The sequence below is a fragment of the Larkinella sp. genome, from assembly GCF_965227735.1.
Classification (GTDB): Bacteria; Bacteroidota; Bacteroidia; order Cytophagales; family Spirosomataceae; genus Larkinella.
In genome coordinates this window covers 4,892,901-4,906,771 of sequence record NZ_OZ245776.1, presented here as the reverse complement: position 1 = coordinate 4,906,771, position 13,871 = coordinate 4,892,901, and the positions used below count along the sequence as shown (strand labels likewise).

9 protein-coding genes are annotated in these 13,871 nt (G+C 53.9%); 6 read left to right on the top strand and 3 right to left on the bottom strand.

Annotated elements, in window-relative coordinates:
- Positions 1-15: 15 nt before the first annotated feature.
- On the bottom strand, positions 16-1,641 hold the full coding sequence (locus ACO064_RS19105) for a S8 family peptidase (RefSeq protein ID WP_421828828.1): 1,626 nt from the start codon (positions 1,639-1,641) through the stop codon (positions 16-18).
- A gap of 228 nt (positions 1,642-1,869) precedes the next feature.
- Positions 1,870-2,493, bottom strand: a complete 624-nt coding sequence (locus ACO064_RS19100; protein ID WP_421828827.1) for an RNA polymerase sigma factor — start codon at positions 2,491-2,493, stop codon at positions 1,870-1,872.
- A 240-nt stretch (positions 2,494-2,733) separates the two neighbouring features.
- Between ACO064_RS19100 and ACO064_RS19095 the strand changes: the two genes are divergently transcribed.
- Positions 2,734-3,858 carry a FecR family protein gene (locus ACO064_RS19095; protein ID WP_421828826.1) on the top strand — a complete coding sequence of 375 codons (1,125 nt, stop codon included), beginning with the start codon at positions 2,734-2,736 and terminating at the stop codon, positions 3,856-3,858.
- 67 nt (positions 3,859-3,925) lie between these two features.
- Here the strand turns inward: ACO064_RS19095 and ACO064_RS19090 are convergent, their stop codons facing one another.
- Positions 3,926-4,105: a hypothetical protein gene (locus tag ACO064_RS19090; protein WP_421828825.1), complete on the bottom strand. Its 180-nt coding sequence runs from the start codon at positions 4,103-4,105 to the stop codon at positions 3,926-3,928.
- A 77-nt stretch (positions 4,106-4,182) separates the two neighbouring features.
- Here ACO064_RS19090 and ACO064_RS19085 point away from each other — a divergent pair, with 77 nt between their 5' ends.
- The 5 genes from ACO064_RS19085 to ACO064_RS19065 all read left to right on the top strand — a co-directional run bounded on the left by ACO064_RS19085 (position 4,183) and on the right by ACO064_RS19065 (position 13,855).
- A complete protein-coding gene (locus ACO064_RS19085) occupies positions 4,183-7,452 on the top strand; it encodes a TonB-dependent receptor (protein WP_421828824.1) in 3,270 nt (1,089 codons plus the stop codon).
- Positions 7,453-7,483: 31 nt separating this feature from the next.
- A complete protein-coding gene (locus ACO064_RS19080) occupies positions 7,484-9,151 on the top strand; it encodes a RagB/SusD family nutrient uptake outer membrane protein (protein ID WP_421828823.1) in 1,668 nt (555 codons plus the stop codon).
- A 331-nt stretch (positions 9,152-9,482) separates the two neighbouring features.
- Positions 9,483-11,345 carry a glycoside hydrolase family 97 N-terminal domain-containing protein gene (locus ACO064_RS19075; protein WP_421828822.1) on the top strand — a complete coding sequence of 621 codons (1,863 nt, stop codon included), beginning with the start codon at positions 9,483-9,485 and terminating at the stop codon, positions 11,343-11,345.
- Between the two features lie 141 nt (positions 11,346-11,486).
- Positions 11,487-11,678: a cold-shock protein gene (locus ACO064_RS19070; protein WP_114409215.1), complete on the top strand. Its 192-nt coding sequence runs from the start codon at positions 11,487-11,489 to the stop codon at positions 11,676-11,678.
- A 254-nt stretch (positions 11,679-11,932) separates the two neighbouring features.
- Positions 11,933-13,855 (top strand): histidinol-phosphatase, encoded by a 1,923-nt coding sequence (locus ACO064_RS19065; protein WP_421828821.1) that lies wholly within the window; start codon positions 11,933-11,935, stop codon positions 13,853-13,855.
- The last annotated feature ends 16 nt before the right edge of the window (positions 13,856-13,871 follow it).

Below are 13,871 nucleotides of genomic sequence, written 5' to 3'. Positions count from 1 at the left end.
TATTGCCGTAAACCGTCAGCCTTTCTTCGCAGCCGCTGCGGCTTCTTCGGCCTCAGCCAGTTTGACAGCTTCGTAGAGATTCACGATGGCACCGGTTTTCGATAAATCGGTAAAATTGACCAGATCCGTAGACTCGGGACGAAGCACCTGCCGGTTTTGCACAATGGCCGATTTTTCGATAATCCGTTTCAGATCGCTGTACGTCAGTTTCGGGAAATACGACTTCAGAACGGCGGCAATCCCGCTTACGACCGGAGCCGCCATGCTCGTACCACTCAGGTTGTCATACCCGTTGCGGGGTGTTGTCGAATAAATGGCCATGCCCGGCGCAAACACATCGACGGTTTTGCGGCCATAATTGGAAAACGGAGCAACCAGGTTTTCGTTGTTTTTGGACGTAATGGCCCCCACCGTAATCAGGTTGGGAATGGCCGAACCATCCATAAACCGATCCGATGGAAAACTGGCGGTTGTATCGAGCAACTTGTTGTCATTCCCAGCCGCGTGAATCAGCAGCACGCCTTTGGAAAGCGCGTACCGCATGGCGTCGTCGACGGCTTTGCGTTGGGGCGAAACGTCTTTTCCGAAGCTCATGTTGATGATCTGGGCGCCATTATTAACCGCATACCGGATCGCGTTGGCCACATCCTTGTCCCGTTCGTCGCCATCGGGAACGGCCCGAACGGCCATGATCTGCACCTGATCGGCCACGCCCTGAACACCGAGGTTGTTGCTCCGGTCGGCACCAATGATGCCGGCGACGTGCGTGCCGTGCAGCGCGTCGGGGCCGGTGATGTCGGGATTGCCGTAGGCGGTTTCGGTCAGATCGTCGGGTTTATCCCCCACAATCGAGCGGCTGTCGAAGTCCGGGTTGTAAGCGTATTCGGCTTTGCCTTTCAGGTCTTCCAGCCCTCTGGTCAGTTCAGACTGAATATCTTCGGCCTGTCCAAATCCCTGCGCGCTGGTCATTTCATAGAGGGCAGCAGCCGCTTTTTTCACAAAATCATTGTCTGTGGCCGGATTGCGCAACGTCGCGGTGTCCAGTTTGGAGACGTTCAGGGCTTTTTTCAATCCGTCGATGATCGTCACCAGTTGGGTACTGAACGTGCTGTACGAATCGTATTGCTCCTTATACTCAGCGCGTTTCTTCTCCATCTCCGTTTTGTATTTCACAAACTGGTCGAATTCTTTCTGCTGCGCCGGTTTCAGCGACGACCGGCTTTTGCCTTCATACAGCGGACGCAGCCGGGCGTACTGCCGGGTCACTTCGGCGGTTTCATACTGGACGTTCCGGCCGTCTTTTCCGCCGATAAAATTCCAGCCGTGGACATCATCGACGTAGCCGTTTTTATCGTCGTCGATCCCGTTGCCGGGAATTTCTTTCGGATTGGTCCACAGAATTCGTTTTAAATCTTCGTGGGTGGAGTCGATTCCGCCATCGATCACGGCCACGACAACCGGCGTCGGTTTGCGGTGGCTCAGTAATTCGCGGTAGGTGCGGTCGGTGCTGATTCCCCAGACGCTGTCGGCTTTCGAATCGAGGTGAAACCATTGGGATGTCTGGGCCTGCCCACGGGCGAAACCAAACAGGATGAATGTATAGAGACTCAGGAGTCGGAATACAAACTTTTTGAACGACATAGAAAAGAAGGTTAGCAGTTGTCTCTTTCTGTTAACAACTGAAACAGAAACTGGTTCGCGCTGGTAGCAGTCTAGTATAACGAATCGAAGGCGAATTCCGGTATAGTTTACTGATTTTAGCCGGAAGCTGCGCTAATTTCACCCAAATCAGGGGATAAAGTGGCATTGCAGGCAACAATTTGCTCTTTTCGAAAGAGTAAACAAAGGTTACTGGAAAAGCCTTCCCAGCTACTTCAAAAGATAGATTCCCGGTACAATGAAAAGCAGTAACCCGGCATACCAGTATTCCTTCAGCTCTTTCAGAGCGCGCCAGAGCAGGTTGGCAACGGCTCCCCGGCTGAGTGACATGACTTCGGCAATGGCCTCGTTGTCCAGATTTTCGTAAAACCGGAGGTAAATAATTTCCTGCTGCCGCCGGGAAAGCTGAGGAATGAGTTGCTGAAGTTTCCGGACGTAATACTGGCTGGTTTCGTCTTCAATAATGGCGGTTTCGATGGGTAAATCACCCACCACGGCGGCATCAAAATCCAGTTCTTCACTTTGTTCCAGCCACTTGTCTCCGGTTTTCCGCCGGAGAATTCTTCGCCGGATCGAAACCAGCAAATAGAGTTTAACCGAATCCGGTTCGCTGATGGTGTGCCGCTTGTCCCAGATTTCCAGAAAAAGATCCTGAATGCAATCTTTGACGGCTTCGCGATCCCGGGAGAATTTGCTGCCGTAGCCATACAGGCGTTTGTAATACCGCTCCGCCAGCTCGCCCAGGGCCACTTCATCGCCTTCCCTGAACTGATGCCACAAGGCTGCGTCAGTTGGCGATTCAGAAGGACGGTTTTGGGAGGGTGCGCGAAACATACGGCATGGTACGACTAATTTCTGGTGGTAGCAACCGGCAAACGAAAACCGCCTTCCACCCGGAGCCGACGGTAAAAGAGACCACCAACCGGTTTTTACCCGCTCATGGGGATTTCTGCCGACTACAAAAGTCGGGCAACTTCCGGCATTTATAAAAAAATAAAATGATTTTTTTGATTATTTCCGGCAACATGCTGATTCTCCTAATCTGAATGGCTTTTTTAACGCTCCGCATTTTTCATGAAGCTCTACCAGCAGGTTGACGATTTTTTGAACGACCCCACCTTCCGCGCCTGGATCGACGGCGACCCGGACGCGACGGCCTTCTGGACAGCCTGGCGCAGCCAGCACCCGGAACAACGGGCGGTTTTGAATCAGGCCAAAGCACTGCTATATGCCCTGAAACAACAACCGGTGGATTTGTCAGACAACGAAGTACGGCAGGAAGTGCAGCATCTGGTGGGGCAGTTCCGCCAACGGAAACAGGCCGAGCGGGCAAACGACGACGAATCCCGAGCTGAACCGGTCGTTTGGTGGGGGCAAAACCGGCGAACCTGGCTGAGTCTGGCCGCTTCGGTTCTCGTGATCATCGGCCTAGGCTTCCTACTGCTTCGGCCAGACCACCCTTCTCCGGCCAATCAGACCGCATTCCACCGGCTTTTGACCAGCGATTCGACGGTGCTTTCTGAAAAAGTGAATACGGCCAACGAACCGCTGACCCTGGTGCTGAGCGATGGGTCGGCCATTACGCTGGAAAAAAACAGCCGCATCCGTTACCCGAAGACGTTTACCGGTTCGTTCCGGGAAGTGTATTTGTCGGGCGAAGCATTTTTTGAAATTGCCCGGAATCCCGAAAAACCGTTCCTGATCTACGCCAGTGAAACCGTCACCAAAGTGCTGGGGACCAGCTTTCGCATTCGGGCTTTCGATCACGAACCGGAAGTGGCCGTGGCCGTCCGAACCGGGAAAGTCTCGGTTTTCGCTGAAAAGACGTTCCGGAAAACGAAGACCGAAACCCGCAACGGCGTTCTGCTGATTCGAAATCAGGAAGTGGTCTTTAACCGAAAAACCGAACAGTTGCAACGCGGGCTGGTCGAAAAACCGGAGCGGGTGGCCGTGGCTACCCACGTTCAGGAACTGGATTTTGAAGATGTGCCGGTGACGCAGGTATTGGCCAAACTGGAAAAAGCCTACGGTGTCGCTATTGATTACGAGGAAAAACTGCTGGAAAAATGCCCGATTACCGCACAATTTTCCGATGAAACGCTATCCGTAAAACTCGGTTTTATCTGCCAGGCCATTGGAGCGACCTACGAGGTTGTAGAGGGTCGGGTGATGATTCACAGCCCGGGTTGCACGCCCTGACGGTTTCCAAACGCTTTTCGTGAATCTTTTCAAAACCACCCGCACTGCCTATGCCTGACTAAAAACTCTACTTCCCCTCACCGCCTTCGCGAAAACGTCGCTGGGTTGGCGTGTCCGACTGCCTGACCGGTAATGGTTCCAACAGCATCGTTCCGACACCCGACCGCGCCCCCCAGCCCGTTCCACCCATTTCCTCATCGGATTGCAAGACGCCCAAAAGGGCGTCGATGAGGTATTTTTTGTCCATTTCGAACCGAAACGACTCAAAAAACGACCCAATTTATGAAAAATCCAGACTGGATTTCACCCTCCTTTATCAAGCTTATGAAACTTTCCCTCCTCCAGGTGCTGCTTGCTGCCTGTGTGGTTAGCCTCTCCTTCGCCCGCGATAGCCGGGCTCAGGAAATGCTGAACAAGAAAGTAACCGTGCAGGTGGTCGATAAGGATGTTAAAACCACCCTGAAGTCCATCAGCAAAGCGGCTCAGGTACGGTTTCTGTACAGCTCGCTGCTCATTCAGGCCGACCGGAAAGTCACGTTTACGGCGGTCGATGAGCGGCTGGAAACCATCCTCGATCAACTCCTGACGCCGTTGAAGATTACCTATAAAGTGGAAGGCAAACAGATTCTGCTCACCGCCACACCGGCCGCCAAACCGCTGCCCGACAATGACATGGCCCAAACCGCCCCGCTCGATCAGTCCGTGTCCGGCACCGTAACCGACGAAAAAGGCGAAGGCCTGCCGGGCGTCAACCTCATTCAGAAAGGCACCAGCCGGGGAACGACCACCGACAAAGACGGCAAGTTTACGTTTCAGGTATCCGACGGGAAAGCGGTTTTGGTCGTTAGCTCCATTGGCTATGTAACGCAGGAAATTCCGGTTACCAACCGGCAGATACTCACCATTCAGATGGTATCCGATACCAAGGCATTGAGTGAAGTTGTTGTGGTAGGTTACGGAACCCAGTCGAAACGAAACGTCACCGGTTCGGTGGCAAAAGTAGACATGAAAGTTACCGAAAACCTGCCCAATACCAACGTCGCTCAGGCCCTGCGCGGGCGCGTCGCCGGGGTGCAGTTTATCGACAACGGGCGACCGGGACAAAGCGGTAGCATCCTCGTTCGGGGGCGTCGTTCCATCACCGCCAGCAACGATCCGCTCATTATTCTGGACGGTATTTTTTTCAACGGCAGTCTGGCCGAAATCAATCCGAACGACATCGAGTCGATGGAAATTCTGAAAGACGCCAGCGCAGCCGCTATTTACGGTTCCAAAGCCGCCAACGGCGTTATTCTGATTACGTCCAAACGCGGCAAAAGCGACAAGCCAACCATTCGGATAAACAGCTATTATGGCGTGGCCGACTGGAGTAACCGCATCAAAATGCTGTCGCCGGAACGCTACCTTCAGAAAACGCTGGATTACCGCGCGCAGAGCGGACAGGAAGCCAATCCGGCCAACGTGGCCAGTTATCTCCAGAATACCGAAGCCGAAAATTACCGCAATGGCACCGTCACCGATCCCTGGGATGAAATTTCGCAGAAAGCCGGGGTGCAGTCCTACGACCTGAGCATTGCCGGCCAGTCGGGCCGGACGAATTACCTCGTCTCCGGGGCTTTTGTGAACGAACAGGGTTTGATTTACAAGGACATGGCGAAACGCGTTACGTTACGAACCAATCTGGAGACGAAGGTGGCCGACTGGCTGACGGTGGGGACCAATGCCACCTACGCCCGCCGGGATTTGTCGGGCGTCGATGTGGCTCTCAACTGGGCGGCCCAGATCAGCCCCTTTGCCAAGATGTATTACGATGACGCCAAAACCGATCCGGTTCACTTTCCGCAGGATGTACAACTGGTGCCGAATCCGCTTTTCAACTCCATCCGGCGTCAGAATGAAGAAATTTACCACAACCTGTTTTCAAATTTCTACGCCAAAATTGAAGTGCCATTTGTCAAGGGACTTAGCTACCGGATCAATTACTCGCCCAATTACCGCTGGCAGCACAACTACACCTTCGAACCGGCGTATCAGCGTTTTGGCGAGAACATTCTGTCGAATGCTACGAAATACAACGTCGAAATTTTCGACTGGGTGCTGGAAAACATTGCCACCTACAGCCGCCAACTGGGCCGCGATCATGCCTTCGATGTGACACTTTTGTATGGCCGCAACCACAGCCAGTCGGAATCGACCACCGCCACGGCTTCCAATTTCTTCAACGGCGCCAACGGCTGGAATAACCTGGGCATTGCCCAAACCCAGCAAACCACAACGGGAGCCTCCTCCGTCGACGGTATTTCGTCGATGTTGCGGCTGAACTACCATTTCAAAGACCGCTACCTGCTGACCCTCACCGCCCGCCGGGATGGCAGTTCGGTGTTTGGTGCCCAGAATAAATATGCGACTTTTCCTTCGGCCGCCCTGGCCTGGATTGCCTCCGATGAGCCTTTTCTGAAGTCGATGCCTTTCATCGACCTGCTGAAGTTTCGCGTGTCGTACGGCTCCGTGGGGAATCAGGCTATTTCGCCTTACCAATCGCTGAGTCGTTCGGCAATCGCGCAGTATGTTTTCGGCGACGGCAGCCCGACCTATACCGGCACCTACCCATCGGGCATGGCCAACACCGATCTGAAGTGGGAAACCACCACCTCAGCCAACGTCGCGGTTGATTTTGAAATCCTGAAAGGACGGGTTGGCGGAACGCTCGAATACTACAACATGGACACCAAAAATTTACTCCTGGACCGTTCCCTGCCGTCCGCTACCGGTTTCAAATCGGTCATCACCAACCTGGGGGCCACCAACAACCGGGGGTTCGAGCTGACGATCAATACCGCCAACATTCAGCGGGGTCCTTTTGAATGGAGCAGCAACATCGTGTTTTCGACCAACCGCAACCGCATTGTCCACATCTACAGCCGCGATCTGAACCAGGATGGCCTGGAAGACAATGATCTGGGCAACAAATGGTTCATTGGTCAGCCCGTGCAGGTTGCTTTCGATTACCTCATCGACGGCGTTTACCAGGAAGGCGATCAGCTCCCGACCGGTTATAAAGCTGGTTTTTACCGCCTGAAAGACCTGAACGGCGACGGCAAAATCACTACTGACGACCGCGCGGTGGTGGGGCGTCTGGAACCCAAATACCGCTGGGGATTGACGAACACGTTCCGCTACAGCAATTTCACGCTGTCGGTTTTTCTGAATGCCATGCAGGGCTGGATCAGAAGTTACAACCAGATGATTCCGAGCAACAATTTTCCGGGAAGTGCGTCCAATTTTCCGGACAACGGCTGGTGGACGTCCGAAAACAAATCGAACACGATGGCATCGCTGGTGTATACCAATCCGTACGGACACGGGTATTACGTCAGCCGCGATTTTGTTCGGGTGCAGGATGTTTCGCTGGCGTATGAGTTGCCGAAAAAACTCCTGAATCGCTGGAAAGTCGGAACCATCCGGGCCTATGTCAGTGGCAAAAACCTGCTGACGTTCACGAAGTATCCCGGCTTTGACCCCGAAATCGGCTCCGAAGCCAGCGGTTATCCCATGCCCCGCACCCTGACGGGCGGTATTAACCTCAGTTTTTAACATTCCAGCCACCCTGAACGGATTTCAACCAATGAAACGCATCCTTTTTTTAGCTTCAAAACGGCATCTGACGCTCCTGGGAACGCTGCTGCTGGTTTTCTGGGCCAGTGCCTGCAAAGACAATGTACTCGACGAAACGCCCCGGGCCTTTCTGAATCCCGATGTAGTGCTGGTGGATAAAGCCGGTTTTGAAACCGCCATCATCGCCATTCACGCGGCCGCCCGGGACGAATTATTCGGAACCGACACCGAGAACCTGCACGCCATGAACATCGGCACGGATGCCTACATGCCGGGGGCCGTATCGACGCTGTTGCGTGATTACAACGTTTCGCTGACCCCTACGCTGGCGTCCGTCGATCTGTGGTGGGAATGGGCGTATCTCAAAATGCTGCCGCGTGCCAACATCGTGGTCGATTATGCCGATAAACCGACCGCCAAATGGGCGAATGAAGCTGAAAAGAACGCCATTCTGGCCGAAGCACGGTTTTTTCGGGGCTACACCTACTCGATTCTGGCCAATCTGTACGGTGGTGTCCCGCTGGTGTCGCATGTCGAAACGGCACCCAAAACGGATTATACGCGGGCCAGTCGTCAGGAGGTGCTGGAGTTTGCCCGGCAGGATCTTGAGTTTGCCTCGCAATGGCTCCCCAAAAAACCGGCGGCTCCCGGTCGGATCGTGAAAGCCGCTGCCGACCATTTTCTGAGCGAAGTCTACCTGGCGCTGGGCAACAACGACAAAGCCATTGAAGCCGCTTCCGCCGTGATCAACGACGGTTCGTACAAGCTCATGACGCAGCGCTTTGGCAGCAAACTGGACAAACCCGGCGATGTTTTTTCGGATTTGTTTCGGGATAAAAACCAGAATCTGGCGGCCAATACCGAGACCATCTGGGCCATTCAGTTCGAATACCAGACACCCGGTGGCGTTGCCTACACCAATGCAACCAACGCGACCGCTTTCGGCGGAAACAGCAGCATGCGGGCCTGGGGAGCCGGGTATCACAACATCAAAGACCCGGAAGGCAAGTCGGGCATGGTCGTTTGCGATAGCCTGGGCCGTCCGGTGGGTTGGGTGATGGGAACGCCCTACGCCAGTTACGACGTCTGGAAAGAAGATTGGAACGACATGCGGAATTCACCGTACAACATGCGTCGGACGTTCTATTACAACAATGCCACCTCCCGTTTTTTCGGACAGAAAGTTGATCCTGTGGCGGCCAAAATCGATACGCTGAACTCCGGCTGGTATTATCCGTATACCCGCAAGCTCGAGGGTGATCCGCTGGCCGGAAATACCGCCGGGCGAACGTTCGTAGAATTTTATAAAATCCGGCTGGCCGAAACCTACCTGCTCAGGGCCGAAGCCTACATCCGGAAAGGCGACCGGCAAAAAGCCGCCGACGACCTCAACGTGCTGCGCAGCCGGGCCAAAGCCAAACCGGTTACGGCTGACCGCGCCACGCTCGACTACATTCTGGACGAACGCGTGCGGGAACTGATCATGGAAGAGCCCCGCCGTCGAACGCTCATCCGCTTCGGTTTTCTGGCCAATTCACCCCTGCTGGTTGAACGGGTAAAGAAATACAATACCAAAACCGGCAGCAACATCGTCGAAAAACACGAATTATTCCCGATTCCGCAGAAATTCATCGATGCCAACCTCGATGCTAAAATTGAGCAGAATCCGGGGTATTAATTGAAAAACCGGTAGTAGATAACTGCCCGGAGAACCTTGATAAGTAAGTATGGGCTATCGGGAATTATGCCCCGTCAGGGGCATAACAGCGTAGCGTCGGTAGAAAATAAGGTACCAACAGTTCCGGCGTGCCTTTAGGCACGCGACCGAACGCTACCACAAATCGTTGCGTGCCTAAAGGCACGCGGAAACATGGAGACTCCGTGTCTTCTACCGACGCTGCGCTGTTGAATCCCTACGGGATGCTTCGCCTTTTTAATTCCTATATTAAACCGTCATCGCGAACAACCTGCGCGATTGGTGTATGTACCTTTTTAACCTTTCAACCTGAATGACCCGAATTCTTTGTATCCTTTCCTGCCTCATTTTACTTCAGAAAGGGCGGGCGCAAACGCCGGATTCACTCCGGATCAGTTCGCCCAACGGACTGCTTACGTGGTCGATTGCCTTGCGCGACCTGCCGGAATCGCCCCAAAGCCCGGTGTACGAAATATCGTACCGGAACCAGCCCCTGATTCAGCCTTCACGGCTGGGACTGGGCGGTAATCCCGCTACTTCCCGGCCGTTGAACTGGGATAAGAACCTGCGGATCGTGTCGGCGACGAAACGGAGCCAGCAATCGAACTGGAAACCGGTCTGGGGGGAACGCGCCGAGATTCCCGATCACTACAACGAGCTGGTTGTCAGCCTGCGCAACGGGTCGGGGCCGGGCGGAACGATGCAGCTCATCGTTCGGGCGTACGACGAGGGCGTGGCTTTCCGGTATTTTTTTCCGGAAGATCTGCGCATGCAGATTCTGGATGTCGGGCAGGAAATGACCTTTTTTAACCTCCCGCCGAAAACGAAAGCGCTCTATACCGATCATGCGCAGGGAAGCTACGAAGAACGGACCGTAGAGAACTGGACGAAAGCCGCCCAAATGCCGCTGACGTTGAAACTCGACAATGGAACCTGGGCCTGCATCACACAAGCCGAGCAAAGCAGTTATCCGCTGGTACGACTCAAAACCGCCGGTCTGAACCAACTCGTCAGCCAACTGGCGGGCGAAATCACCGAAGCGTCGCCCTTTGCCAGTTCGTGGCGGGTGGTGATGGCAGCCGACCGGCCCGGCGATTTACTGGAACACAACTACCTGATTCAGAACCTCAATCCGCCGAATGAAATCAAAGATGTGAGCTGGATAAAACCGGGTAAAGTGATGCGGGAAGTGACGCTGTCGACCACCGGAGCCAAAAACCTGGTCGATTTTGCGGTGGAGCAAAACATCGACTACCTCCATTTCGACGCGGGCTGGTACGGCCATGAATACGAAATTGCGTCGGATGCCACCAAAGTGTCCGTCGATCCGCGCCGGAATCCGAAAGGTGATCTGGATTTACCCGAAGCCATCCGGTATGCCAAATCGAAAGGGAAGAAGGTCATTCTGTACGTCAACCACCGCGCCCTCGAACGACAACTGGACACGCTGCTGCCGCTCTACCAGCGCTGGGGCGTTGCCGGCATCAAATACGGTTTTGTGCATACGGGATCGCACCACTGGACGGTCTGGCTGCACGACGCCATCCGCAAAGCCGCCAAACACCAACTGGTTCTGGACATCCACGATGAATATAGCCCGACCGGTTTCAGCCGGACCTATCCGAACCTCTTGACGCAGGAAGGCGTGCGGGGCAATGAAGAGTGGCCCAATGCGACCCACAACACGGTTTTGCCCTTCACGCGGTACATTGCCGGAGCCGCCGATTACACCTTCTGCTTTAATCAGCCGCGTTTGACCAACACCAAAGGCCACCAACTGGCGTTGCCGGTGATTTATTTCAGTCCGCTTCAATATTTGTACTGGTATGGCAAACCGGCCGATTTCCCGGATCGGCAGGAAATTGAATTCTGGAAAGACCTCCCGACGGTCTGGGACGAAACGAAAGTGCTGGATGGAACCCCCGGTCAGTCTGTGTCGGTGGCCCGGCGGAAAGGGAATGACTGGTTTGTCGGCACCATTACCAGCACCGAAGCCCGAAAAATCGACCTGTCGCTCGCCTTTCTGGAGCCGGGCAAACGGTATTCGCTCTCGGCGTATGAAGATGATGGAACGGGAAAGATCCGGAAACAAAGCCGGACCGTCACGTCGAAAGACCGACTGACGGCCAACCTGTTACCCTCCGGCGGGCAGGCTGTGGTCTTGAGAAGAAACTGACGGAATGATCTTCGAAACACGAAAAATCCGGACAGGGCGGTTTTATTCGGCCTGCCGTGCATCAAAATAAATAAAGGACATGATGCAGTTCTGATTTATTCTTGTTACCTTTGGTGAAATTTTAAAATACAATACAATATAATGCAAACAGGAACTGTTAAATTTTTTAATGAACTCAAAGGTTTTGGGTTTATTACCCCTTCGGATTCAGACAAAGACATCTTTGTTCACGTATCAGGTTTAATTGACGAAGTTCGCGAGAACGACAAAGTTCAATTTGAAGTTGAGCAAGGTAAAAAAGGTTTGAATGCCGTTAACGTAGAGGTTATTTAATCGAAAGATATAATAATTTGAAACGCTTGAAAAACATGCTTCCCGGCATGTTTTTTTTTGTTCTATACTTTTCCATTTTACTTCGTTATTCGATATTAATCATTCAATATTCGATATTAAGTCGAAAAATGAAATCAATATCGAATATTGAATGACGAATAACGAATAACGAAGTTAGTACCGAATAACGAAGTGGAAGAGGTTAGAAAACGCCCCCAAATCTCTTTCCCGGTTGCATCCTCATTTATCCTCCCATGCGACCGGTTTTCTTCTTTCTTTTCCTTCTGTCGTTTATTCCGCTTGCCCAGGCCCAGCACTGGTACAAAGGTAACCTCCACACGCACTCGCTCTGGAGCGACGGCGACGATTATCCCGAAATGATCATGGACTGGTACAAGGCCAACGGCTACCATTTCATCGGTTTGTCGGATCACAACACGTTTCAGGAAGGTGAAAAATGGATCAAAGTGCCGCGCGCTCCCGACCGCCGTCGTACCTTCGAGCGGTATTTGCGCACCTTCGGCCCCGACTGGGTGAAATACCAGACCGGCCCGAATGATTCCCTGAAAGTGCGGCTGAAAAACCTGAGCGAATACCGGAGCTATTTCGAAGAACCGGAGAAATTCCTGATTCTCAAGAGTGAAGAAGTTTCGACGGGCTACCAGGGCAAGCCCATTCACATCAACATGACCAACCTGCAAAACCTGCTGAAACCGCTACCGGGCAACAGCGTGGCCGAGGTCATGCAGAACAACATCGACGCCGTGGTGGCGCAACGACGGCAAACGGGTCAGCCCATGTTTCCCCACATCAATCACCCCAATTTTCATTACGCCATCACCGCCAATGACCTGATGCAACTCCGGCACGAGCGGTTTTTCGAGGTTTTCAACGGCCACCCGCAGGTGCATAACTACGGCGACAGCACCCGCGAAGGCACCGAGGCCATGTGGGACAAAATTAACCTGACGTTTCTGCGGCAGGGTCGACCGCTGATGCTCGGCCTGGCCACCGACGACAGCCATAATTACAATTTCTTCGGACCCACCTACAGCAATTCGGGGCGGGGCTGGGTGATGGTGAACGCGCCCGAGCTAAAACCCAACACGATTGTGGAAGCCCTGGAAGCCGGGCGGTTTTACGCCACCACGGGCGTCACCTTCGAAAGCCTGACGCAAACCGCCAAAACTGTGGCGTTCAAAATTAAAACCGAACCGGACGTCACCTATCGGATTCAGTTTATCGGGATTCGGAAAGGGCAGGAAAAGGCGGAAATTCTGCGTGAACTGACCGGCACGGAAGCAAGTTATACGCTGACCGACGAGCTGCTGGTGCGGGCCAAGGTCATTTCGACCAAACCCAAATTCAATCCGTTTGAGCCGGGGGATGTCGAAACCGCCTGGACGCAGCCCCTGGCTCCGTTGCAGACTCCGCAGCCACTCGCCAGCGTGGTGCCGCTGCCCAACGCCCACGCCCACAATGATTACGAGCAATCGCGGCCGCTTTGGGATGCGCTGGACCACGGTTTTACGAGTGTGGAAGCCGATGTGTACGCCCACAAGGATACGCTGTTCGTCGCCCACAACCGCCCGGCTTTCTGGAACGCCGACAAGTCACTCGAAAATCTGTATCTGCGCCCGCTCGCCGAGCGAATTCGCCAGAACGGTGGGAAAGTGTATGCCAATCACAACGGCCCGGTTTACCTGATGATCGACTTCAAAACCGGGGCCGACAGCACGTATCGAGCCCTGGAGAAGGTATTGCAACGCTATCGGTCGATTCTAACCACCTGCAAGGGAAACCGCTGCCAGCCCGGAGCCGTCACGGTTTTTATTTCCGGAAACCGCCCCATCGAAACCCTCAAAAAAGCGAAAGAACGCCTGGTGGGCATCGACGGACGGCCCGCCGATCTGGGCAAGGGATTCAGCCGCGACCTGATGCCGGTGGTGAGCGATTCGTATGGTAACCAGCTTCAATGGCGCGGACAGGGACCGATGCCGGATGACCAGTTTCAAAAACTGCGGCAACTGGTTCAGCGGGTTCATTCCGAAGGGAAGAAACTGCGGCTCTGGGCCTGCCCCGAAGACCCGGCGGTGTGGGCCAAACTCCGCGAAGCCGGTGCCGATTTCCTGAGCACCGATCAACTGGAACTGGCGCGGGATTTTTTGTTGAAATAGACCTGCGAGCAAAGAC